Source organism: Coleofasciculus sp. H7-2, assembly GCF_042747725.1.
GTDB lineage: Bacteria > Cyanobacteriota > Cyanobacteriia > Cyanobacteriales > FACHB-T130 > FACHB-T130.
Window position 1 is genome coordinate 127,420 of the sequence record NZ_JBHZGO010000034.1, and the last position, 25,565, is coordinate 152,984.

Annotated in this window: 17 protein-coding genes and 1 tRNA gene; 6 read left to right on the forward strand and 12 right to left on the reverse strand. The window is 46.4% G+C overall.

Translation table 11 applies throughout. The annotated features are described in order from the left end of the window. Positions 1 to 614 precede the first annotated feature (614 nt). Both ACFW2W_RS08890 and ACFW2W_RS08895 read left to right on the forward strand, forming a co-directional pair. Positions 615 to 908: a hypothetical protein gene (locus ACFW2W_RS08890; RefSeq protein ID WP_378176191.1), complete on the forward strand. Its 294-nt coding sequence runs from the start codon at positions 615 to 617 to the stop codon at positions 906 to 908. Continuing rightward, positions 901 to 4,500 (forward strand): PAS domain S-box protein, encoded by a 3,600-nt coding sequence (locus ACFW2W_RS08895; protein WP_378176195.1) that lies wholly within the window; start codon positions 901 to 903, stop codon positions 4,498 to 4,500. Before ACFW2W_RS08890 ends, ACFW2W_RS08895 begins: the two co-directional genes overlap by 8 nt. A 189-nt stretch (positions 4,501 to 4,689) precedes the next feature. On the opposite strand, the gene ACFW2W_RS08900 is transcribed toward ACFW2W_RS08895, so the two are convergent. Further along, on the reverse strand, positions 4,690 to 5,283 hold the full coding sequence (locus tag ACFW2W_RS08900; protein ID WP_378176198.1) for a DUF1802 family protein: 594 nt from the start codon (positions 5,281 to 5,283) through the stop codon (positions 4,690 to 4,692). A gap of 155 nt (positions 5,284 to 5,438) precedes the next feature. Here ACFW2W_RS08900 and ACFW2W_RS08905 point away from each other — a divergent pair, with 155 nt between their 5' ends. Then, positions 5,439 to 6,398 (forward strand): aldo/keto reductase, encoded by a 960-nt coding sequence (locus ACFW2W_RS08905; protein WP_378176201.1) that lies wholly within the window; start codon positions 5,439 to 5,441, stop codon positions 6,396 to 6,398. 231 nt (positions 6,399 to 6,629) lie between these two features. Beyond that, positions 6,630 to 7,247 (forward strand): hypothetical protein, encoded by a 618-nt coding sequence (locus tag ACFW2W_RS08910; protein ID WP_378176204.1) that lies wholly within the window; start codon positions 6,630 to 6,632, stop codon positions 7,245 to 7,247. Positions 7,248 to 7,303: 56 nt separating this feature from the next. Here the strand turns inward: ACFW2W_RS08910 and ACFW2W_RS08915 are convergent, their stop codons facing one another. The 10 genes from ACFW2W_RS08915 to ACFW2W_RS08960 all read right to left on the reverse strand — a co-directional run bounded on the left by ACFW2W_RS08915 (position 7,304) and on the right by ACFW2W_RS08960 (position 19,574). Continuing rightward, entirely contained in the window at positions 7,304 to 8,194 is an 891-nt protein-coding gene (locus ACFW2W_RS08915) for an ABC transporter ATP-binding protein (protein WP_378176207.1), read from the reverse strand. A 167-nt stretch (positions 8,195 to 8,361) separates the two neighbouring features. Then, on the reverse strand, positions 8,362 to 9,135 hold the full coding sequence (locus tag ACFW2W_RS08920; protein ID WP_378176210.1) for an ABC transporter permease: 774 nt from the start codon (positions 9,133 to 9,135) through the stop codon (positions 8,362 to 8,364). A 332-nt stretch (positions 9,136 to 9,467) separates the two neighbouring features. Further along, positions 9,468 to 9,539: transfer RNA gene (locus ACFW2W_RS08925), tRNA-Val, on the reverse strand. 397 nt (positions 9,540 to 9,936) lie between these two features. Beyond that, complete coding sequence (locus tag ACFW2W_RS08930; protein WP_378176213.1) at positions 9,937 to 11,289, reverse strand: DUF6798 domain-containing protein; 1,353 nt, start codon at positions 11,287 to 11,289, stop codon at positions 9,937 to 9,939. 728 nt (positions 11,290 to 12,017) lie between these two features. Continuing rightward, on the reverse strand, positions 12,018 to 12,947 hold the full coding sequence (locus ACFW2W_RS08935) for an Rpn family recombination-promoting nuclease/putative transposase (protein ID WP_378176216.1): 930 nt from the start codon (positions 12,945 to 12,947) through the stop codon (positions 12,018 to 12,020). Then, complete coding sequence (gene recG, locus ACFW2W_RS08940; RefSeq protein ID WP_378176219.1) at positions 12,944 to 15,451, reverse strand: ATP-dependent DNA helicase RecG; 2,508 nt, start codon at positions 15,449 to 15,451, stop codon at positions 12,944 to 12,946. Before recG ends, ACFW2W_RS08935 begins: the two co-directional genes overlap by 4 nt. 130 nt (positions 15,452 to 15,581) lie before the next feature. After that, positions 15,582 to 16,490, reverse strand: coding sequence for a hypothetical protein (locus ACFW2W_RS08945; RefSeq protein ID WP_378176222.1), 909 nt, complete (start codon positions 16,488 to 16,490; stop codon positions 15,582 to 15,584). 370 nt (positions 16,491 to 16,860) lie between these two features. Then, positions 16,861 to 17,523 carry a translation elongation factor Ts gene (gene tsf / locus ACFW2W_RS08950; RefSeq protein ID WP_378176225.1) on the reverse strand — a complete coding sequence of 221 codons (663 nt, stop codon included), beginning with the start codon at positions 17,521 to 17,523 and terminating at the stop codon, positions 16,861 to 16,863. Between the two features lie 42 nt (positions 17,524 to 17,565). After that, positions 17,566 to 18,366 (reverse strand): 30S ribosomal protein S2, encoded by an 801-nt coding sequence (gene rpsB / locus ACFW2W_RS08955; protein WP_378176228.1) that lies wholly within the window; start codon positions 18,364 to 18,366, stop codon positions 17,566 to 17,568. Positions 18,367 to 18,632: 266 nt separating this feature from the next. Further along, complete coding sequence (locus ACFW2W_RS08960) at positions 18,633 to 19,574, reverse strand: glycosyltransferase family 2 protein (RefSeq protein WP_378176235.1); 942 nt, start codon at positions 19,572 to 19,574, stop codon at positions 18,633 to 18,635. Positions 19,575 to 19,765: 191 nt separating this feature from the next. Here ACFW2W_RS08960 and ACFW2W_RS08965 point away from each other — a divergent pair, with 191 nt between their 5' ends. After that, positions 19,766 to 20,968, forward strand: a complete 1,203-nt coding sequence (locus ACFW2W_RS08965) for an argininosuccinate synthase (protein ID WP_378176238.1) — start codon at positions 19,766 to 19,768, stop codon at positions 20,966 to 20,968. A gap of 121 nt (positions 20,969 to 21,089) precedes the next feature. Here the strand turns inward: ACFW2W_RS08965 and ACFW2W_RS08970 are convergent, their stop codons facing one another. Further along, positions 21,090 to 21,719, reverse strand: coding sequence for a DedA family protein (locus tag ACFW2W_RS08970; RefSeq protein WP_378176241.1), 630 nt, complete (start codon positions 21,717 to 21,719; stop codon positions 21,090 to 21,092). 365 nt (positions 21,720 to 22,084) lie between these two features. Here ACFW2W_RS08970 and ACFW2W_RS08975 point away from each other — a divergent pair, with 365 nt between their 5' ends. Further along, positions 22,085 to 25,441, forward strand: a complete 3,357-nt coding sequence (locus ACFW2W_RS08975) for an EAL domain-containing protein (RefSeq protein ID WP_378176244.1) — start codon at positions 22,085 to 22,087, stop codon at positions 25,439 to 25,441. Positions 25,442 to 25,565: the final 124 nt, after the last annotated feature.

Sequence of the window (25,565 nt, forward strand, 5' to 3'; positions counted from 1 at the left end):
ATAACATACCTTTAAAGAACTCACAAAATTCTTGCACCAATCAATCTTTGGCGATTTATTTATAAAAATTATCACTTGTTTCTTGACAAATTATGCAAAATGAATATAGAAATCGGTTATTCAGCCTAGTTGTATATAGTGCAAATTGTGGAATAAGTTGTCTAGTAGCATTCATTCTTAACTCGACATCAAAGCGATCGCTTTGACGCCGAACCGATTGAGAGGAATTCTTCGCCCCTCTCACCCAATACCTTTGACCTATCGCTATAATTACTTTTGCTCAAAGGTCGTTGCCAGTCGCTTTTTTTGGTGAAACATTATTTAGGTAGAGCAGTTGAGTCTCATCCAATCGGGTGAGTTACCTTTCACTTGGTAGCACCAGCGAATTGGAGCGACTTCCCTACTCGGAGGAAATATACAACAAGTAAGATGTATTCAATAAAACCCAAAGCCTAAGATCGGGATGAAATAATCAAATAATCCTGCATATTTATTGCGGAATTCGGAAAAGCTAGAATGTGCAGCTCTACTGAAGCTATACAGTATCTAATGAATCTAGGCACAAAACCAAGCTTACCGAAGGAGACGAAGTTACCGATTTAAGCTAGTTTGACGTGGTCTGTCCTTGTTTGACGCCAGGAATAGAGCATATCAACGTAGCTGGTATCTTGTGTGTATGCGATCGCCATTGCGTAGTCTATACCGCTATAGGCGGCTTCTCGCTGGCAGTTGGCTCGAAGAAGCAGGAAAATGGGGATCGTAAACAGCTTCTTAAAGCTCTTCTATCAAGAAAACTTGTGAGCGATCGCATTCGTACTGAACAAGAAGCTAATCAGTTGGCTAATCGTAGCACTGTACTTGGCAACGCGGCTAGTTATGATGAGCAGATTCAAGCGCAGAATGTCTAGAGAGTTTGAAATACGACTTAAAGCACAAACTCCAAAGCTTCTCAAAGCCAAAGAAGCGTTGCAAGCTGCATTAACCCAGTGCCAGCAAACAGAGGCGGCGTTGCACGAAGCTCATGAAGAGTTAGAAAAGCGGGTAAAAGACCGGACTGCGGAACTGGCGCAAGCCAACGAACAATTGCAACGTGAAATCAATCAGCGCCAACAAACGGAGGCAGTGCTGCGCCAAAACGAACAGATGTATCGCCGCATTGTGGATGCTACGGGTGAAGGCATTTGGATAATCGACGCTGAGGGAAAAACGACATACGTCAACCAGCGAACCGCCGAAATCCTCGGCTATCCGACTGAGGAAATTCTCGGTCGTTCTGCATTTGATTTCCTCTTTGAGGAAGACTTAGCTGAAGCACAGTCTTATTACCAGCGGATGCAGCAGGGGACCCAAGAACAGCATGACTGGCGTTGGCGTTGCAAAAACGATCGAGAACTGTGGGTATTCGCTAGAAACAATCCAATTCTCGACGAAGAAGGTCAATTTCAGGGATTAATCAGCATATTCACGGATATAACCAACCGCAGGCAAGCGCAAGAGGCACACATAAAAAGCGAAAGGTTATTCCAGGCTACATTCAACCAAGCTGCTGTCGGCATCGCTCACGTCAGCATCGACGGACAGTGGTTACTGGTTAACCAAAAACTCTGCGAGATTGTGGGTTATACGCCAGAGGAACTGCGAGAGCGGACTTTTCAGGATATAACCCACCCCGACGATTTGAATGCGGATCTTGAACACGTCCGCCAAATGTTGGCGTCAGAGATTCAGACCTACTCAATAGAGAAGCGCTACATCCGCAAAGATGGTTCTCAAGTTTGGATTAATTTGACTGTATCGCTGGTACGAGAACCAACGGGTGAGCCGAAGTATTTCATTTCGGTGCTTGAAAACATTGATGAACGCAAGCAAGCTGAAGAGGCATTAGAACAATCGTTGAAGGAATTATCAGACATCAAGTTTGCTTTAGATAAAGCTGCGATCGCAGTGGCAACTGACGAGAAAGGAATTATTAACTATGTTAATGATAAATTCTGTCAGATTTCTAAATACGCCAGGGAAGAATTGATAGGTAAAACTCATCGCTTGATCAATTCTGGATTTCATTCAAAAGAATTCTTCCAAAACCTTTGGACAACTATTTCTAGCGGAAAAGTTTGGCAAGGTGAAATTAAAAATAGAGCGAAAGATGGCACTGGTTACTGGGTCGATACCACCATTGTGCCATTTATAAACGACCAAGGAAAACCCTTCCAATATTTAGCAATTCGATTCGATATCACGAAACGCAAGCAAGCAGAAGAGGCACTGCGACAAAGTGAGGAGCGATTGAGACTAGCCCTGGAAGCTGCACAAATGGGCATTTGGGACTGGAACATCCTCACGAATCAAATGACCTGGACTGACAACAATGAAAAGCTATTTGGTCTAGCTCCAGGTAGCTTTGAGAAAACCTATGACGCCTTTCTCGGATACATTCATCCAGAAAACCGCCAATCCGTACAGCAAGCAGCGATTCGTGCCTTGGAAGAAAACCGGGGTTACGAACAGGAATTTCGCATTGTCTGCCCTGATGGCAGCATTCGTTGGATGATGACAAAAAGCCAGTTGCTGTGCGACGAAACGGGTAGAGCGGTGCGGATGATTGGAACTACGCTGGATATTACCAAACAGAAGCTAGCACAATTCGCCTTAACGCAACAGACTGAGCGACAGCGGTTGGTGGCAGCGATCGCTCAACACATTCGCCAATCTCTAGACTTAGACGAGATTCTGAATACGACCGTCACTGAAGTCCGGGAATTTCTCCAGATTGACCGGGTCATCATTTACCGTTTCGAGCCAGACTTGAGTGGAGTCGTGATGATGGAATCGGTCGGTTCTGGTTGGATGTCTCTCCAGGGAAGACTCATCTCTACCCCATTGGGGGAAACCTATGTCCAGCGCTACCAAAAAGGGCAAATCGCAGCTATAGAAGATATTTATACAGCAGATATAGATCGGACTTATCTTGACCTCATGGCTGAGATTCAAGTTAGGGCTAATTTGGTAGTCCCGATTTTGCAAAGAGGCAGGGAGGAAGTCTTCACAGTCGGGCAAAATACGGGAGCGAATGCCGTACTTTGCACCGCCACCCCCACGCCGGTATTGTGGGGGTTGCTGTGTGCCCATCATTGTTCGGAAACCCGACAGTGGCAGCAATTAGAAATTGACTTGCTCACTTCATTGGCGAATCAGTTAGCGATCGCCATTGAGCAATCGGCACTGTTTAAGCAGGTGCAACAGATGAACTCCAGTCTGGAACGCCAAGTACAACAACGAACCACCCAACTGCAAAAAGCGCTTGGCTTTGATGCGGTACTGAAACGCATCACAGACAAAGTCCGCGATAGTTTGGACGAAAGCCAAATTTTGCAAGCAGCGGTTCGGGAGTTAGGGCTATCTCTCAACATGAGCAGCTGCCATGCTTCGCTCTACAACCTAGAACAAGAAACTGCTACCATTTGCTACGAGTATGTCGCCTCAATGCCTTCCTCGAAGGGTCGCGTATTGCAAATGACTTCTTTCCCAGAGATTTACCAACCCCTCCGGCAAGGAAAACATTTTCAATTGTGTTCCTTCGCTGCCAACTCGATCCACGGTCAGGCGGCTATGTTAGCTTGTCCGATGTTCGACGATCAAGGAGTCCTGGGGGATTTGTGGTTATTCCATCGTCCAGACTATACCTTCAAAAAACTAGAGATCCGGCTAGTCAAGCAGGTCGCAACTCAATGCGCGATCGCCATTCGTCAAGCCCGACTTTATCAAGCATCGCTTGCCCAAGTGCAGGAACTGGAAAAACTCAATCAACTCAAAGATGACTTCCTCAGCACCGTTTCCCACGAATTGCGGACTCCCATCGCCAATATGAAAATGGCGATCCAAATGCTCAAAGTTTCTCCGACAGGCGATCGCACTCAGCGCTATCTACAAATATTGCAAGCAGAGTGCAACCGAGAAACTGAGCTAATCAATGACCTTCTAGACTTGCAACGGCTAGCAGCTGCGTCTTATCCCAGCTTTCTTGCCACGGCAATCGACCTACCAGAGTGGTTGCCTAATATTGTTGAGTCATTTCGCTCCCGCATCCAGGAACGCGAACAAATCTTACAGGTTGATATTCCCTCGGACTTGCCCAGCCTGGTCTCTGAATTAGCCAGTCTGGAGCGTATCTTGACAGAATTGCTCAATAATGCCTGCAAGTATACCCCACCGGGAGAACGCATTACGGTGACAGTTCGTGCTTCTTCGGCAATGATGCAAATCAAGGTGAGCAATTTTGGTGTAGAGATTCCGCCTGATGAGCTACCCCGCATTTTTGACAAGTTCTACCGCATTCCCCGTGCCGATCGCTGGAAGCAGGGCGGAACTGGTTTAGGATTAGCGCTGGTGCAGAAACTCACCCAACATTTAGGCGGCATTCTTCGAGTCAGGAGTGCTTCTGATGAGACAACGTTTACTCTGGAGTTACCTCTGACACATCCAATGTCTGGTGATGAGTAATGGGATACCAAGCACCAATTAACGCGGTGTGCAACTTTCTGTATTTCTCCCCCTTGTCAAGGGGGCTAAGAAAAGTCGCACATCGCGTCAATTAGCAATTATAGGACTTACGTTTACGCAGAGATACCCCTAAATCCCCCGATAAATTGGGGGAATTTTCCGGTTAGGGAGGATCTAGGTTTCAAGCTTTCAGTACATAAGTCCTGAAGTAGCAATTTGCCGAATTGTTGTTACTTGCTGGGCGTATTCTGCATCATCTAAAACAGGTTTTGCTTCCTCAATTGCGATCGCGATCGCAATATCGATCCACGACTTACAACCTCCGTATTCCGTGCGGTAAGCGATGATCTGCGCTTGGGGAAGTCTGTAAGTGCGTAGTAGCAGCACATAAATCGGCTGACGCGGCTTCCATTTGAGGCGATCGCTTACAAATTGCTCGTTCCAAATATGGTACGGTAGCAGCCCTCTCACCGCTGATTCTTCACTCACAGGCAAAATATCAGTAATTTCCGCCCAAGCACCGATTCGGATGGTTTCTGGATGCCAACCGGAGGGTACTGGTGTCACCAAATTGGAATATTCTGCTTTCAATAAATCTGGCTGTTGATGTTCATAAGTCGGATAAAGCAAAACTTCTTTTTCGGCAACTGTGAAGCGGTTGTTTTCCTCGCGGATGCCGCCTTTGCGTAGCAGCATAATCGTTTTGCCTTGTTCTAAGGCATCGACAGCAACCGCCCATTCTTTGAGGGCGTGGGTTGTGGTTGTAGTGGTCGTGGATTGCATAAGTATCGGGTATTCTAATTCCAGGGTAACGGCGATCGCCCCATAGGTCAGTTAACATCGTTACTTTGATGCTGGGAACCAAGGAAGCGATCGCATCCCTTCCCCCCAAGTGTTGCGTAATATGAAGGCAGAACCCTATCAACCAGGATTTACGCATGGAAAAGCGACACTTAGGTACTTCCGACATCCAAATCTCTCCGATTGTCATGGGTACATGGCAAGCTGGCAAAAAGATGTGGGTGGGAATTGAAGACACCGAGATAATCAAAGCAATCCGGGCGGCATTTGATGCCGGTATCACCACAGTTGACACAGCTGAAGTCTACGGTGAGGGGCACTCTGAGCAGATTGTCACACAAGCGCTATCAGATGTGCGCGACCAAGCGATTTATGCAACTAAAGTGTTTGCCAATCATCTCAAGTATGACCAAGTGATTGAAGCGTGCGATCGCTCTCTCAAAAACTTGAAAACCGACTATATCGACCTATACCAAATTCACTGGCCTTCTGGAGTGTTCAAGACTGAAATAGTCCCAATTGAAGAAACCATGAGCGCCCTCAACCATCTGAAAGAACAAGGTAAAATTCGGGCAATAGGCGTTTCTAATTTCTCCCGCGCCCAGTTAGAAGAAGCCGCCCAGTATGGACGCATTGATAGTTTGCAACCGCCTTATTCCCTATTTTGGCGTTGGGTGGAAAAAGATTTAACACCTTACTGCGTTGCAAACAATATTTCAATCATTGCCTATTCTTCTCTAGCTCAAGGTTTATTAACTGGCAAATTCGGTTCCGCTCATCAATTCGATCCAGCAGATAATCGCGCGAAAAATAAGCTCTTTCAAGGGGAGAACTACGAACGCGCCCAGCAAGCTTTAGACAAACTGCGTCCAATTGCCGAACGCCATCAGTGTAGCCTTGCTCAACTGGCATTGGCGTGGTTAATTGCCCAACCCCAAGCGAATGCGATCGCTGGTGCGAGAAATGCTCAACAAGCCGTAGACAACGCCAAGGCGGGTGATATTAAACTATCGGCTGATGAATTGCCGGAAATTGACGCAATTGGGCGGATTGTCACCGATTGTCTAGATGATAGTCCTATCATGTGGAATTGGTAATCAGAACGCAGAGAAATTATCGTTTCAGAATTTCAGGGAGTAAGCCGTGAAAGCGCTGTATCGGTAAAATACAACAATAGCGATCGCGGCAACTTTCTCCTATTTAATTAGCAGATTTAACAATAGCAAATTGCTAGTGGCGCACCATCAGCTTATTCGGGCGGCAATAATTCGTAACGGCTGGCGCGAATCGTGTATCCCTATTGAAGAGAAAGTGTTTCTGGTTGAGTTATGGCAAGTTACCGATCTGCTATTTGGGTCAATAGTTTATCTTTCCTAGTGGTTATTTCTTTGATTGTCTATACCAAATTGTTTGGTGCCTCAGCAGGAATATTATTCGAGCCGCCACTTGCCCCACCAGATCCGAATGCGGGTTTGTTAACTCATACGTTCCAATTATTATGTGCTGTACCGCCCATTGTTTGCACCTTTAGTTTTGCCTTGCTGAGAACGATTCAACCACAACAAAAAGGAAATTTATTTATCCTGTATTCAGCAATCATAACCGGAGGTTTTCTCGTCAATGAAATTTTTCGGATTCACATTATTCTTTTAAGAGCAGGGATTCCCAAGTTGATAACCATAGTCGTATATGCCATGACTACCTTGGGATACGGATTAGCCTTCAGGCGCAAAATAAAATCAACGCCCTACATTCTACTACTGAGTGGTATCGGTTTATTGTTCAGCGCGATCGCTGTAGATTCGCTAAAGTTAAGCGGTGATGGAGTTTCTGTCTTGCTAGAGGGTGTCCCAAAGTTGTTCAGCGAAATCAATATTGCACTTTATTTTTGGTCTGTCTGCTACGGAGAGATATTGCGATCGCGCAATTCTTCCCCTCATGATTAAATGAGTCAGCAAAACTCTCCTTCTCTTTGCCTTCTGTTGTCTCGCCGTTCAAATTCTTAACCCTGCGTCACTTCAACATAAATATGCTCTAACCGTACAGGTTGCCGAGAAATCGAATCGAGAGGAATCCCATCAAAACAGGAGATAATTTCCTTCAGTTCTAGATGTTCTGGTAGCCAAAAAGCTAAGTCATTACCATAACGCCGAGGAGTAAAATTATATTTTTTAGCACGAGCGATCGCTTGTTCCTCCTCCGGCGTCTCCACCACCACAACTTCCACTGCTGGCACTAATTTCCGCAGTTCTGTTAAACTTCCCTCCGCTAAAATACTACCCCCTTTAAGAATCCCGATTTTTTGACAAAGGCGTTCGGCTTCATCTAACAAATGAGTCGTGAGCAGAATCGTAATCCCCTGATTTTTCAGATGCCGAATTAACTCCCAAATTTCGTAACGCGCTTCAATATCCAACCCAGTCGTAGGTTCATCCAGAACGATCAACTTAGGCTGATGTACCAAAGCAACAGCAATATTTAACCGCCGCTGCATTCCACCACTCAACGTTTCCACCGGACTTTTCGCTCTATCTAATAAATTGACAGCCGCCAAACTTGCTTCTACCTGTTGACGCCGCTGCTGATTCGTTAAGCCATAAATCCGAGCAAAGAAATGGAGATTTTCCTCACAACTTAGGGTTTTATAAAGTAAATTTTCTTGTGGTGCCACACCAATCAGCTTTTTTGTCGCCTTCGAGACGGGTTGGTTATTAATCTTAATTTCTCCACTATCCGCCCGCAGTAAATTACAAATGATATTAATCGTTGTGGTTTTCCCCGCTCCATTTGGCCCTAGTAAACCGTAAATTTCTCCGGGTGGAATATGCAGCGTTAACTCCTGTAAAACAGGTCGCGTTCCGTAAGATTTATTTAGCTTCTCAATTCGCAGCACAATATTTCCTAATTGATTGCAGGCTGAACGATATTTTTAACCCACAGAGGTACGGCAAGAGAACCGCAAAGTATGCCAAGAATAAAATTAAACTTTGCTGACCTTTGCGTAAAACTTCGCGTAACTTTGCGTTAAAAAACTATATTGACATCCCCATTCTTAACCTATCAAAGCCTCCTTTCAACACTCAGCATCCGCTGGTAGGATAGCCATCCTCCTGCAACCATCAAAATTGCAAACACGCATAAAAACCAAAAGTGAGATGCAATTTCTCCCAGTCCGCTGCCGTCAGCAGAAACACCTATCAAGGCTTCATTCATGTGATAAATTGGATTAAACTTAGCAAGTTCTAGCAGCGTCTTGGAAAATAGCGAGGTCGGTAAAAATGCGCCTCCTAAAATTAATAATGGCACCCCAAATGCTGCCACTAAAGCATTGACATCCTCAGTGCGACGAGCAAACTGCGTACCGAGAATAAATCCTACCCCAACATAGGAAATAATACTTAGAAAAATAATCAGTATTCCTAGCACAATAGAACCCTGAAACTGAGCATTCCAAAAGGCAGCAATCGTGTAAACTAAAAGGGCTTGACCGACACCAATACAGCTGTGAGCTAGAAAAATTCCTAAGAAATAAGACGTTCCACTGAGCGGTGAGATAAAAAGACGTTTGAGCGTTTGCTGTTCTCGCTCCGCCACCACGGTTGCTACACTACCACCCAAGCAACTGAAAAATAGTGCAGCACCCACCAGTGTTGAGGGAGCAGCCTTTTCAAAAGCCTGAGCCATAGACAGCTTGGCATTTTCTGCCAGAATTACCCCATTAATCAGCAAAACAGAAACTGGAAAAATACACCAAAAAATCAGGCTGCGTCGCCGTCGTAACAATTCAATCAAAATTCGCTGGCAAACTGCTAGCGTTTCACGCCCGTATTTCATGGTGAGAATTTACCCCAATACCAGATAAATCAATGATTAAGGCACGCGCTTTCGCAACCTATCTGTAGACGCACGACTACTTAATATGTTCGTGTCGCTGCTGCTAGAATATTAAAATACTCTCGCTTTCCTAAGCCTCCGCCCACGGTTTTTCAACAAGATACGCTAGACTTGCTGCGACTGTTGAATCAATGATGAGTGTTGTAGTGGTAGGGGCTGGGTTGACTAGGTTAACTTGTGCCGATGCTTCTTTGATAACTTTGGCTAGAAAAAATCGACTCAAGTCTGAAAACCTTATGCTACCTGGGATTGGATAGCAGCAAGAATGTAAGTGGGCGATACTGGATTTGAACCAGTGACCCCTTCCGTGTGAAGGAAGTGCGCTACCACTGTGCTAATCGCCCTAGGTTTTTAAGTGTATCACAGGCATTCACAGCCAACAACCCTTTTAGAGAAAGGAAGTGCCGAGTAATCTGCAAGTAACCTGAAATCCAGGAATTCTGACTCAGTTGCAAATAGCGATCGCATCGCATCTGACGATACCTTGCAACCAGACGCTACTGAGGTTCAAAGCTGCAATCGATTTTTGAGCGGGATGAGCGCCGAACCCAAGATGACAACCTTAATTACATCATTCAATCAAGTGTTGCCTCAAATCGCCGACATATTTGCTGTCGAGGGAAGCCTACTTATCCTCGCCACCTGTAGAGATGGATGCTCATGCCTCTCTATATAAACGAAACTTTTTACTTCAGATTCCGCATCATCACCCTGTAAAACCCACCTATTTAGTAGTACTGGTTATTGGAGTTTCAGTACCTTGTAAGACCGATTTTGAAAAGCGACAGGAAACGTAGAAGGGTGATTCGCTGGAACAATCCAATAGTTAATTATAAAGCGGGATTGAAGCCGTTTAATATCCTCATCCCGAAGTTTTTTATACAGACTTTTGAGCTTATTTATAGCATTAGTGGACTCTTCTTTAGTAATATCAAAACCGAGCGCCTTCAGGCGTTCTGCCCAGGCTTGTACATACGGTCGATCCCAAAGTATCGCTGAACCATCTTTCCAAGTTACGAAAACCGGGCGCTTTGCCAGACCCCGAAACTCTTCCCAACCTGGCAAGCGCGGGTCGGAGAACAACTCTACTAGGAATTGTGCATCTAAAGGAGTATTGGCACTTGTCCAGTTAATAACTTCTTCCATAGAAGATGAAGGTCGTCTGATCAAAGCTGCATCAAAACTTCCAGTCTGTGATATGCGATATCGAAAGCTCTTAACTCCCATCACAAAAACCACCAGTGTTAGCAATAAAGCCACACGGTTAGTACTTCCCCGACCAAGAATGTAGTACCACACGGGTCGGAAAGTAAGGGCAATCAAACAAACTGCAATGATGTAGGTTCCAACAGGTTGATGCCAAATCAGAATGCTTGAGGCGAAGACTACTGCGGCGAGAATCCACCTTGCTTTGCCTCTACTTGCTTCCAGTTGAATCGCACATACTGAAATTAATGCTATTTCAGCAAAGCAATACCACAAGTCAGTAGCTCTTGCAGGGTGCATGATTATCATTGAAGGTGATTTAGCAATGTAAGCAGCCACAAATGCATAAAACACCCAAAGAATGCTCATTCCAGCCCAAATTACACCATGCTTGAAAAGCTTTTCTATCCTCTGTTTATTCTGATAGAGGATAACCAACAGTAATACAATCAATATTGCAAAGTGAGCAAAGCTTTGGCTGCTCCAAGTAAGCGGATAAAGATGATGGGGAAAACGAAATTTGCTTGCTGCCAGCCACAATTGTTTATCAACGGCTTCTCGACCAAAGGCAGCAGCAGTAAGATATATAGCTGGTGAAGCTAACAAGAGGAACAAACCGAAAAATAACATCCATTTTTTCCAGGCTCTCCGGTAAGTAGAGTCAAGTAGAAACACTGCTCCCAAGTATGTTAGGGCGTAAACTCCATACATACTATTCAGGTTAAATCCGATGGCTAGCCAAATAGCACACGGCAGGGGTCGCTCTTTATAAAATGAAGCTGTTGCTAATAAGAAAAAAGGTATAAAAAAGCCAGTTTGTTCAAAGTAGTCTTCAACTATGGTGCCCGAACCAATAATCGGACTGATTGCTAATGCAAACAGTGCCATTGTACCACCAACCGCTAGTTTAGATTGGGGTGCAAAAGCTTGAGCGAGTTGCCCTGCTGCGTAGATAACTAAAATTCTTTCAAATAAAAATAGCGTCAGCAGTACGGGTTCCAGTGGGATAAAGCGATGAAGCAGCGCCACTCCATACCAAAGTGTGGAAGAGTAATAGGGTAGAGTGGCACCAAATGGGTCGTTTGGGTAAAGAGAAGGATTGTTTAGGAGATGAACAAGGGGGAGCTGGAGCGCTTGGTTTTGGACATAAACGGCATATCCTGTTTGAAGTAATGAACAGAAGAAGAATATTAATGTATAGGTAAGGATAGATAGTTCTAGATCAAATACCGATCCTCTTTTACGAGTTGATGGAAGAATCTTGCTTGCACTCGACATATCTGGTTTTATAGGAGTATTTGAATTGTTATTTATAATAACTGTTATTTCGTATTTGTGTCGAAATTATTATTTTTTAAGAGAGGATTTATTGAGTAGCAAGCATTTTATTAAAAATATTAGTTTTATTTATTGAATTTATTAGCAAACATTATAGAAAATGACTTTATATTTCTTAAAGAAGGTTTCAAAGCTAATTCCGTCAAAATTTCACCTTCTATCAGTCACTGGTCACGATAATCTCATATCTGATTTTAATAGGAGCGATCGCTTGATCTCGGCAACAAGAGCGATCGCGCGAACCAGAGCATATCTCAAATTTGTTAAAATTCTAGCCTTTAACCCTCTCCTTGGCTTTCTAACCAAGCAGCCAAATCTGCTACATCCGAAAAATCTAACAACGCCTCAGCTAAATCTTCTAACTGGGTGAGAGATAACTGGCGAATTCGCTCTTGCAACTCCGGCTCAACTGTACCGATTCGGCGATTGAGTTGACGCATAATCACTGCCAATTCTCCTTCTTGTCTTCCTTGTTGCAACCCTCGTTCTATACCTTGCTGCATCCAACTGGTGACGATTTCCATAACTACCTCCTGTTGTGCTGGTTCAAACTTGGCTATTTCCGCCTGAAAAATCTCTTCTTCTACTGCATTTAGCTGGAGATAAGTGTCAACAAACCCAGAAATCATCCTCATTCTGGCGGAATTTACTCGCAACGTTGCTAGCAGACGCAGACACTCAGATTTGACTCTGGGACGGTCTTCAGGCGCTATGTTCATTTTAGCCATGAGCGCACTAGCTACTGGATTGTGTTGTTGCAGAAAATCCCGCCAATTCAGGCGATTTAGCTGAATTAGCTGATAGTTAAAGTCCAATACAACTTTATCGGGGAATTCTACGCGGTGATAGTTGGGCTGTGGAAGTTTCGGGGCATTATAGGAAAAAATAGCAATTGGATATACAGGTTTGGCAAACTTTTCATACAAACGGGCAAAATAGCGAAACATCCGCCTGCCAAAATTCGCTTGTGGTTGCGCTTGATGTTCTAGGTGAATTAGAAAGTATGTTTCTTGGTCTCTAAATTTAACGTCTACCAATAAATCAGCTTCATATTTTTCCCCAGCCGTGACATCTGTAAATATTTCTTTGTCTTGAAACTTGATGGAATCGGGTTCTAGATAGGCAACAATTTCTGGAAAAAATAACTCTATAAATTCTATAAAGAACTCGGTGAGCAGTTCCTTGAATAAGCGGTCGTGGTCAATCATGTTAAGATTGCCCCACCCATTAAGCGCTGGTAACGATAGTCTAACTCAGCTTTTAATAAGGGCGATCGCTCTAAGTTGACATCTTGTGCGATCGCTCTCTCGGCGGCATCCCGCGCTATATTCAAAACTTCCTGATCTTCCACCAAACTCGCCAAGGCAAAATCTGGCACCCCCGACTGGCGAGTTCCCAGCACTTGACCGGGACCCCGCAGCCGCATATCCATCTCAGCAATAAAAAAGCCGTCTTGGGATTGTTCTAATACATTGAGCCGGTAACGAGCATCTGCGGTTTTGGTGCTGCTCATCAGCAGGCAGTAAGATTGATGGGCACCGCGACCAACGCGCCCCCGCAACTGGTGCAACTGCGATAAGCCAAAGCGTTCGGCATTCTCGATCATCATCACCGTGGCATTCGGCACATCCACACCCACTTCAATCACGGTGGTGGAGACAATGATTTGAGTCTGGTTATCGCGGAATCGGGTAATTGCCTCATCTTTTTCCGCTGAAGTCATGCGCCCGTGCAGCAATCCTACTTGGAACTGAGGGAAAATACTTTCACACAGGCGCTGATGCTCCTCAACTGCCGAACGCACATCCAACTTTTCCGATTCTTCAATCAGGGGCAAGACGATATACGCTTGACGCCCTTGAGCAACTTCGCGGCAGATAAGATCGTAGGCATTAGTGCGTTCTTTGCCGGTTAGTACGGTCGTATGAATTGCTTGCCGACCGGGTGGCATCTCATCAATCTGACTCACATCCAAATCCCCATGCACCGTCAGCGCTAGGGTGCGGGGAATTGGTGTAGCTGTCATGGTTAATACATGGGGTTGTTCGCCTTTTTGCTGCAACAGCGCCCGTTGTTCTACTCCAAAACGGTGCTGTTCGTCAATCACCACTAACCCCAGCTTATGAAAATTGACTTTCTCTTGAATCAGAGCATGAGTCCCCACTAATAAAGGTAGTTCGCCCGTTTCTAGATGGGCATGGATTTGGCGGCGTTTGGCAGTTTTGGTGGAACCTGTCAGCAGTTCTACGGGCAAGTACAGAAGATTGAACCAACTGACTAACTTGCGATAGTGCTGTTCTGCCAAAACTTCTGTGGGAGCCATCAGCGCCGCTTGGTAGCCGGATTGAATTGCGGCGAGGATGGCAATGACTGCCACAACAGTTTTACCAGAACCGACATCGCCTTGCACCAACCGATTCATCGGGTTGGATGATTGCAAATCGTTGAGGATGTCGTTCAGTACCCGCTGCTGGGCACCCGTTAATCGAAAGGGCAAAACTTGGTGGAATTGTTCAATCAGCTTCCCTCTGGGAGCCAAGATAGCGCTGGACTGCTTTTGCCGCTGGGCTTGGCGACGCATCAGGAAACCCAACTGAAGGTAGAAAAACTCATCGAAGACTAAACGGCGACGGGCGGCTTCCTTGGCGGCGCTGTCGGTGGGAAAATGGATATTTGCGATCGCATCCGACAACTTCATCAATCCATACCCATCCCGTAAAACCGTGGGTAAAGGATCTTTCAGCTGGGCGGCGGCGGGGAGAGCCGCAATTACCGCCTGTCTCACCATATCTGCCGCCACGCCTTCGGTTAGGGGATACACCGGCACGACTCGACCAATTGTGTGGGAGTCAATCGGGTCTCCAGGGTGTGCCAAAACTTCCAGTTGTGGATCTTCCAAAGTCAGACCATATTGACTTTTTTTCACCAAGCCAGAAGCCGCCACGACTGCACCTTGGGGATACCGATTCTTGATCCCTTCTTGCCAGCCGCGATTGCTGTAGCGAGAACCGGCAAAAAAGCGGCTGAGGCTGATTTGACCCGTGCGATCTTTCAGCACCACCTGTAATATGGTTAATTTCTTGTTCTTTGGGCTACTAAAGCAGGTACAGCGCTTCACCGTTCCCACCAGCGTCACCGTTTCGCCCGATTCCAGCTCAGAGATATTCACCTGACGTGCATAGTCAATGTGGTCGCGGGGGTAATAGAAGAGGATATCCCGCACCGTATGTAGATCCAGCTTGGCTAAATACCCGCCTTTTCTGATTCCCACGTCTGGCAAACTGGTCAGCGGTTGGTCAAGAGAAATCGCTGAGTTGGACTGGACGAGGGGCGTGGTGCGCGGAGCTTGAGTATCAGGGGATGGGGGCGTTGAACTTGTCTCTACTTCTTGCTGATTGTCTTCATTTCGCTGATGCAAGCGCGATCGCTGCCTCTCCATGACTTGTTGCATCTGGTGGAGAAATCGCCGCGTTTCCAAGACTAAATGTTGTCGCTGGGAGAGGGTGAGGTTCGGGTAACGGGCAAACTGAGACGCCATCTCCTGCCACCGATGTCGCTCTATCAGCGGCAAAAAAGATGGAGTTTTGCCGAACTCCAGGCTTAAGAATTCACTGAAGCGATATTGTTTCCCTATTAAGTCCGTAAAGCCCCGTTCTGCCTCGACTGAAAGGGCTTTCTGCAATCGCAGCCAATCCGGTGATTCTATTTGCATCTTCTCTCCCCTTTTTTGTTAATTGCTAATAGCGAATGGCTGATTGCCCAATTCTGCTGACAATTCGCGATTAACCATTAGCCAATAGCCGTCCTCACCCGGATATGGTCGATCTTCACGACGATTCCCATTATTCTTCAAACCAACAAGCACGCCAAGCCGCTTCTGCCGCAGCCACGGTACGCTCTCGTTGCTTTTTCTGAAATTCTCGGCGCAGCGTGCTAAGCCGTGCGCTGAGGTTCCGAATCTGGTTGCGCCCAGCCATTACCGTTGAATCAGCAAATTCAATCTCAGATAACCGCAGATGGATGGCGATAATCGGCATCAAGGTAGGATTTTGTAAAGTCGGGAGATTTGACGTTTCTACCGGCTCATTTTCCATTTGAACCACAAATTTTAAAAGATTGGCACGTCCCACCACAGGCTCACCAGATGGCTCCGATCTGACAGCAGCTTCCAGAACAGCTTCCGGAAAGTTTTTCGGTAAGATCCCCACTTCCTGTAATAGACGATTGCTTTGGCAAGAAACGGCGAGCAACGTTGCGCTGATGGCGTTTTCCACCTCTTCCTGCCATTGAGCCAAATCCTCTGGGTTGTTTGTCGGGATGTTAGAAAAGGTAAAGCGACTGGTTGAGTCGCTATTGAGGTTTAGGGTGTCGGGAATGTCTTGTGGCGCTGGCATCTCGATGGCTAAGTCATCAGTCGGGGCGGGGAAACCCTCTTCTTGAGATGAGTCCCAGTGCGATGTCCCAGAGGAACGACTTCTTTCGAGGTTTCGCAGTTGTGGTTGAGCAAGCCTTGCCAGTTGCTGAAGGTTCTGTTGCAATTGTTGTCGTTCTCTGAGAGCCAGACTCAGAAACGCTTCTGGATAGACTTGGGTGCAAAGATAATAACTCGCCACGATCAACTGCTGCCGCATGGCTTGTCCCAACGCAGTCAGGTAATCGTTGTAGGTATCGTGGAATTCTATAGCGATCGCTTTGATTGCTTCTTCCAGCGCTGCCATATCCCGCTTTATTTCCTCTACTGTTCTCGCCATTGCTACTTACATCTGTCCATCGGGACGGTACGGGCGTACAGATGTACTTCCCTAGTTTAGAATACCGACCCATAACCATTAGTCATTCGCCATTAGTCCGTTGCTACTGACTAAGTAGGCGGATGCAATTAAATTGAAGATTTATCGTCGGGAATGGGAGCCACACGAAAAGTGGGGGTTCCCCTGCCCTAGCGCGACGTGGCGTTTGACGTAGGAAACCCAACACTTGCATGGGTTACGCGATCGCTAACCACTACTACAAATAATTAATTCCACCTACTTAATGCCTAAGAACTAACGACTCATAATAAAAGACAGGTCAGCCTGAAGGCGAAACCTGTCTTCTCTAATTACCAGTGAAAAAGCTCACTTATGTATTGCTACCCATTTGAGCCGCAACTTCCTCAGCAAAATTGCTCTCTTTCTTTTCCAGTCCTTCACCCAAAATAAATCGGACGAAGCGACGGACTTGGATATTTTCACCCAGAGTCGCAATATGTTGCTTTACCAACTCTTCCACCGTGATACTTTGGTCACGAATGTATGGCTGATCGAGCAAGCTCAGCTCTTGCAGGCGTTTGTCAATCCGACCCTGAACAATCTTTTCTTTGATGTTCTGTGGCTTGTTTCCCAGGTCATCCCGCCCCATTTCGATTTCTTTTTCCTTCTCAACGACTTGAGAGGGAATGTCGCCAACCTTCACGTATTCAACGTTGGGGCAAGCTGCAATCTGCATGGCTATGTTTCGCACCAGAGTTTGGAAGGCTTCGTTGCGGGCGACAAAGTCTGTCTCGCAGTTCACTTCCACCAGGACGCCGACTCGACCTCCAGTATGGATGTAGCTGCCGACGAGTCCTTCTGAGGCTTGGCGATCGCCTTTTTTCCCAGCGCTAACCATTCCCTTTTGCCGCAGCCATTCCATAGCTTTGGTCATATCGCCATCGGTTTCTTTTAGCGCTTTTTTGCAGTCCATCATGCCGACACCAGTTTTTTGGCGCAGCTCGTTAACGAGTTTTGCAGATATTTCCGCCATTTCCTCAGTTCCTAACTAAGAATTGATGTTTCTAACGCTGAATTATCCCTCGGTTTCTTCTTCCTCTTCTTCAGGAATAACCGACTCGGTTTCCTCATATTCCAAATCGTCTTCAGCGCCTTCGTAATCTTCGTAATCTTCTTCTGCTTCTGCGTCTAGCTGACCGTGACGACCTTCATAGATGGCGTCTGCCAACTTACCCACTATTAGCTTAATCGAGCGGATGGCATCGTCATTGGCTGGAACGGGAATATCCACTACATCCGGGTCGCAGTTTGTATCCAGCAGCGCTACGATGGGAATCCCCAGTTTCTGGCATTCTTGAACTGCATTATATTCCCGACGTTGATCCACGATCAGCACAATGTCGGGAACTTTCCGCATCTGCTTAATACCGCCGAGGTATTTCTGCAATTTAGTCATTTCCCGGCGCAGCATCGAAGCTTCTTTCTTAGGCAGCAAGTCGAGGACTCCGGTTTCTTCCCGGCGTTCCAAGTCCTTTAGGCGCTCTACCCGCGTCTTAATTGTCGTCCAGTTGGTGAGCATTCCCCCCAACCAACGTTGGTTGATGTAATAAGAACCACAACGAGTAGCTTCTTGAGCCACAATTCCTGCGGCTTGACGCTTGGTACCGATGAAGAGAACCTTCTTGCCCTGTTCCGCTGCGGTTCGCATATAGATGTAGGCATCTTCCATCAGTTGGGCAGTCTGCACCAAATCGATGATGTGGACGCCATTGCGGGATGTATAGATGTATGGAGCCATTTTCGGGTTCCACCGACGGGTCTGGTGCCCAAAGTGAACACCTGACTCCATCATCTGAGCCAAAGAAACAACTGACATATTTTTTTCCTTTCGGGTTAATCCTCCATCCAGGTGTATTTCCAACGGAAACACCCGAAATCCTGAATGTGCGAATTTGAGACAACTCTTCCAGTTTATCAGAGTTATAAGGGCTTTGATGGAAAAACTTGATGGAAAAACATTGAAAAATAGGCTAGCACAGTTGTGATACCCTATTTCTGGATATTTGGCAATAAAAATATTAAAAGATTAGCGATCGCAAAACAAATCGCCCACTCGCATCCTTAGCAGTACAATCGTGTAAATTATGCTTTTTGCTTGGCTTCAGCGTAGGCTGCATAAACACCTTGAACGTTGTACCAATTGAGGAAAATTCGGGCAATTTCTAAGGCTAATTGGGGTTTACCTTGATTAATTAGCCATTGCAAAAAAGGTGCCATTGTGCGCTCGTTGAGTCTGCCACCGAGGGAAAGAAAACCCCAGAGGATGCGGTGAAGTAGGGTCATTTGAATCATCATTTTGACATCCCAGGTAGGGTGCTTTTGATAGAATAAAACGCCCATGCGTCCCCGTTGAATTTCTCTATCAATCATGGGGGGAATTTGTTCTAAGGCAAAGGGGGGATGCCAGTGATAGCCGACTGCGGCTGGACATTTAATCAGTTTTAAACCCAGTTGTTTGAGTCTGATGCCGAGTTCTAAATCTTCCCAGCCGTAAAGTTGAAAGCGAGTGTCAAATAATCCAGCTTTTGTGAGCCATTTACGAGCGATCGCTACATTCCCCGTGGCAAAGTAAGCGGCGGAAAAATCCGTGATTTTGTAGGGTTCGGAGGTGGGATTATCGAAGTTATTGGTATTGATCACCCAACCGTAAGTAAAGAGGCGATCGCTTCCTAGATTCTTTTCTCCCTCAACTAAAGCATCGGCGTGTGCTTGGAGAAAATGCTCGGTAACGACTAAATCGCTATCAATAAAGATAATCGTATCACCCTGAGCCTGTTCTACTCCCAGATTACGGGCGGCGGCTGGCCCTTGATGGTCTTGCAAGAGCGATCGCACATGAGGAAATTCAGCTGCGTGTTGAGCTAACCACTCCAACGTGCCATCCGTCGAACCATCATCCACCAGCACCACTTCATAGCCGCTGACGACGCTACTCTCAACTAAGTGCTGATTTTCTATCGCCCTCAGGCATTTCTCTAGAATCGGTTTGCGATTATAAGTTGGAATGACAACACTAAAAAACACGATTTCCCCCAGATTACAACACTTTTAGTATCTCTCAAAGAACTGTAAGCCAATGAACACAAAGCATTTTCATCTATCTCCTAGTGCCCCAAATGGCTATGGCTGTAGATTAATCTGTGCCATTGCTCACAAGACTTGGTATAGATTAGTTGCATAATAAGAACTCGTTGTTTTGCGGAAGTGAGAGATCAATGGGTCGTGCTACCAAAGTTGTGCTGGCATATTCAGGTGGAGTCGATACCTCCGTCTGCATCCCATACCTGAAAGAGGAGTGGGGAGTTGAAGAGGTAATTACCCTGGCGGCGGATTTAGGACAGGGAGACGAACTGGAGCCAGTCCGGGAAAAAGCGTTAAAATCGGGTGCTAGCGAATCGCTAGTTGCCGATGCTACAGAAAGTTTTGTCAAAGATTATGCGTTTCCAGCGATTCAAGCGAACGCTCTCTATGAAAATCGCTATCCCCTTCAGACTGCTTTGGCACGTCCGCTGATTGCCAAACTTTTAGTGGAAGCGGCTGAAAAATACGGTGCGGATGCGATCGCTCACGGTTGCACGGGTAAGGGTAACGACCAGGTTCGCTTTGATGTGTCGATTGGCGCACTTAACCCGAATTTGAAGATTCTAGCACCGGCGCGGGAGTGGGGGATGAGCCGAGAGGAAACGATCGCTTACGGTGAGCGTTATGGGATTCCTTCGCCAGTGAAAAAGAAATCTCCCTACAGTATCGATCGCAATTTATTTGGTCGTAGCATTGAAGCAGGACCCCTGGAAGATCCTTGGACAGAACCGCTAGAAGAAATCTATGTAATGACCAAAGCGATCGCTGACACACCCAATGAGCCAGAATACGTTGAAATTGGCTTTGAAAAAGGCATCCCCATCACCCTCAACGGTGAAGCTTTGCCGCCAGTGGCACTGATTGCGAAACTCAACGAAATTGCTGGAAATCATGGCGTTGGGCGGATCGATATGATCGAAAACCGCCTAGTGGGTATCAAATCGCGGGAAATTTACGAAGCCCCAGCTTTAATGGTTTTAATTCATGCCCACCGCGACTTAGAAAGCCTCACCTTAACCGCAGATGTGACCCACTACAAGCGCGGTATCGAAGAAACTTACACTCAGCTAGTTTATAACGGTCTTTGGTATAGTCCGCTCAAAGCTGCTCTGGATGCCTTCATTCAACAAACACAGGAGCGGGTATCGGGAACCGTGCGGATTAAACTCTTTAAAGGCAACGCGATGACTGTGGGGCGTCAGTCTGACAAGTCCCTTTACAGCCCAACCTTAGCAACTTATGGGGCTGAAGACCAGTTTGACCATAAAGCTGCTGAAGGATTTATCTACGTTTGGGGATTACCGACTCGCGTTTGGTCGCAAAAAGCTCGCCAATAAAACAGTCAATTTTTTAACCCAAAGGTACGCAAACGATGGCGCAAAGTACGCAAAGTTATCGGTCATCCTTGGCGAAACTTTGCGATTACCTTTGCGTACCGAGAGCGTTAAAAATTCAATTCTATCCCCCGGCTTGGCGCTTGGCTTCGCGGGCTTCTAGCCAGAGAGGAACGACAATCCAGGCAATTAGCAGGAATAACGCGATTAAACCAAATTGTGCAACCCACACAACTAATTGTTCCAGGGGTACGAGTCGCCCTGCAAAAAAGGACAACGTAACCATCACCGATGCCCAGGCGGCTGCCCCAGCTAAGTTATAAGCCATAAACTTGAGGAAGGGCATTTGGGCAATTCCAGCTAGGGGACTGGCTACAATTCGCAGCAGGGCAAGGAAACGACCGAGAAATACGGTTTTTCCGGCGTTCTCGCTAACCTGTTGCTTTAGTTGTAAGAGTTTTTCTTCGCGGATGCGGAAAAATCCCCCAATTTTCACAAGGAGTGGCCAGCCGCCTTTTCTGCCAATCCAGTAACCGCAAGTACCGCCGACAACTGCACCCGCGATCGCGCTCCCTAGCACGAACCAGTAATTCAGTTCCTTACTACCAGCCAAGAAACCCCCGGCGAGCGTAATCGTTTCACCAGGGATGGGAATGCCAAGATTCTCTAGCAAAATCCCCAAAAAAACTGCCCAGTAACCGTAGTGGTGGGCAATTTCTTTGATATTTTCCACAGATACAAATTCTAAAGACATTTATCTGGGTCTTTACATAGATTCATACTTCTATCATAGTGGCTCGATCCGCTCAGGGTGTCAATCAGGGCGGCAAATCTTGAGATTGTTATCGAGACGGCTAGTAGAGAGGGTTTTGCCGCCAGCAGTTTTATTTATACTGGCTGTTTAGTTTTAAAAAGCATTTTCAGCAGTTCCTCCTGCGGACAGATGCCAAATTAAAATTTGGTTATGCTTAAGACTGTTAAAGAGTGACGAGCGTAAGGACTCAAGCCAAAAACCAGTTGTGACTGAATTTGCAACTCTGGCTGAGAGACGACTTCTCTAGCTTTACCCGTGGAGATAGGAACTCTAAGATAGAGATATTTCGCTTCTAATATTATTTTATGTCTAAAGACTTCATAAAAGTGCTTTTAATTGAGGATGACGAGGATGACTATGTTCTTACTCGCGATCTCCTCTCAGAAATTGAGAGAGAAAAGTTTGAACTGGAATGGGTAGACAGTTATGATGCTGCTTTAGAAAAGATTCAGATGCATCAACATGATGTCTATTTAGTAGACTATCGTCTTGGCGCGCACAACGGCTTGGAATTGTTAAAAGAAGCAATTTTAAATAATTGTAAAGCGCCGCTCATCTTGCTGACGGGGCAAGGGGATCGGGAAGTAGACGTTGCGGCGATGAAAGCGGGAGCCGCCGATTACTTAGTCAAGGGGAAGATGGATGCACCGCTATTAGAGCGGGCGATCCGCTACTCAATCGAGCGAGTCAAAACGTCAGAGGCGCTGCGGGAGAGCGAATCGCGGCTGGAGAGCATCCTTGGCTCACTCGAAGACAGCGTGTGGTCGGTTTCAGCCACCACCTGGGAGCCGATTTACATCAGTCCGGCGGCGGCGGAAATTTATGGTCGTCCAGTCTCCCAGTTCTTCGAGCGCCCGAACCTTTGGCTGGAGGTGATTCACCCAGACGATCGAGAACGATTGAAAGCTGTGACGCAAGCTTTACCACAAGTCGGTGCAACAGACGAAGAGTATCGCATTTTCCGACCTGACGGGGAAGAGCGTTGGATTCGCAATCGCGCTCATCTAGGGCGTGATGCCAATGGGAATGTCATCCGAATCGATGGTTTGGCTGCCGATATTACCAAACGCAAGCAGGCAGAAGAAGCCCTCCGGGCAGCCATGCGCGAAAACAGCCAGCTAGCTGCGGCGATCGCTAACCTGACAACTGGAGTAGCGATCACAGATCCAACTTTACCTGACAATCCCATTATCTTCGTCAATCCGGCTTTTTCTGCCATCACCGGCTACTCGGCGGCGGAAGTGATGGGTCGTAATTGCCGCTTCCTACAAGGAAAAGATAGCGATCGCGCTGTTGTGAAAGTGATGCGAGAAGCGATCGCCTCAAAGCAACCTATTATCTGTGTACTGCTGAACTACTGCAAAGATGGGACACCGTTTTGGAATGAACTCACCATCAACCCGGTTTTTGATAACGAAGGGAAACTCATCAACTTCATCGGGTTGCAGAACGATATCACGGTTCGCAAGCAAACCGAAGAGGCAATTGAACGACTGCGCCACCAAAACGAACTGATTCTCAACTCAGCAGGTGAAGGAATTTATGGTTTGGATCTTCATGGAAATGCCACCTTTGTCAATCCAGCTGCTGCGAGAATGCTGGGATGGGAAGTTGAAGAACTCATTGGCAAGCCCTTACATTTTATCTGCCATTATTCAAAAGCCGATGGCGCTCCCTATCCGCGAGAAGCGTGTCCAATTTATACAGCCTTTCACGATGGCAAAGTTCAACAAATAGACGAAGAAGTCTTTTGGCGAAAAGACGGCACGAGTTTTCCCGTTGAGTACATCAGCACCCCCATTCGAGAAAATGGTCAGTTGGTGGGTGCAGTCGTTACCTTCCAAGATATTACCGAGCGCGTAAAGGCTGCCCTTGCGGCTGCCCAAACCCAGGAGGCATTGCGTGAGAGTCAAGAACGTTATGAACTCGCCGTTTCTGGTGCTAACGACGGACTTTGGGACTGGAATTTAAAAACCAACGAAATTTATTTTTCTCCCCGCTGGAAATCCATGCTGGGCTGCGAGGAGAACGAAATTAGCAATACTCCGGATGCTTGGTTTGAGCGAGTCCATCCTGAGGATATAGAGCGGTTGAAAGCGCAGATTTCTTTACATCTCGAAGAGCTGACCCCCCATTTCGAGAACGAACATCGCATACTACACAAAGATGGAACATACCTTTGGATGCTAATTCGGGGGATGGCTGTACGAGACACTAATGGGAAAGCCTCTCGCATGGCTGGTTCTCAGACTGACATCACCGAGCGCAAGCAAGTTGAGAAACAACTCCTCCATGATGCTTTTCATGACGTGTTGACTGGCTTGCCAAACCGAGCCTTGTTTATCGATCGGTTGGGACAGGCAATTGAACGGTCAAAACGAACCAGTAACTATTTCTTCGCCGTCCTTTTTATAGATATTGACCGCTTCAAGGTGATTAATGACAGTTTGGGACACATGATAGGCGATCAATTGCTGGTAGCGATCGCGCAGCGGTTGAAAACTTGCCTGCGGGGTGGCGATACAGTCGCGCGGCTAGGCGGAGATGAATTCACCATCCTGCTCGAAGATATCAGAAATATCAACAATGCCACTGACATTGCCGAGCGCATCCACTTAGAACTCATGTATCCTTTCAACCTCAACGAACAAGAGGTATTCTCGACAGCAAGCATCGGCATTGCCATCGGGGGCGGTTCGCAAAGTGCCCCAGCAATCGGATATGACTGTCCGGAAAATCTCCTGCGCGATGCTGACACCGCCATGTATCGTGCCAAATCGATGGGTAGAGCGCGTCATGAAGTCTTTGATACCACCATGCACACCCGCGCGGTGGCACTCTTGCAACTGGAAAACGACTTGCGGCGTGCGATCGAGCGGCATGAATTTCAGCTTCACTATCAACCCATTGTGTCATTGACAACTGGCAGACTTGACGGGTTCGAGGCGCTTGTACGCTGGCAGCATCCAGAGCGCGGTTTGATCTCTCCAGCGGAATTTATTCCAATTGCCGAAGAAACAGGTTTGATCGTTCCCATCGGACTGTGGGTACTCTGCAAAGCGTGTTACCAAATGCATGATTGGCAGCAGCAATTTTCTCCAGAGTTACTATTAACGATCAGTGTTAATCTTTCCAGTAAACAGTTTTTACAACCAGATTTAGTTAAGCAAATCGACCAAATTTTGCAGGAAACCCGCCTGGATGCACGAAGTTTGAAGTTAGAAATTACTGAAAGTGCAGTCATGGAAAACGCCGAATCGGCAATTAAAATGCTTTTCCAATTAAAAGCTTTGGGCGTACATCTGCATATTGATGACTTCGGCACTGGCTATTCATCCTTAAGTTATCTGCATCGGTTCCCCATCGATCAGTTAAAGATTGACCGTTCTTTTATTAGCAGAATGGGGGTCAAAGACGACAGTTTAGAAATTGTCCGCGCCATCGTGACCCTGGCTCATACTTTAGAGCTGAATGTGACAGCAGAAGGGGTGGAAACAGTCGAGCAACTCTCGCAACTCAGAGAAATGGAATGCGAATATGGGCAAGGATATTTTTTCTCTAAACCCTTAACTCAAGAGGAAGCAGAAGAATTAATTGTTACAGCACAGCAGCTCACCACCGATTTTAATTGTTTTGCCTCAAGCTTTGTAAAGCCACAATAATTTTGGGTAATCGGGAATGGGTAAAAAATAATTACTCGCTTTCCATGATTAAATTACCGAAATTTAGTTAGGAAAAATTGTTGAAACCCAACCAACCTAATATTAGCGTTGGGTTTCGATACCT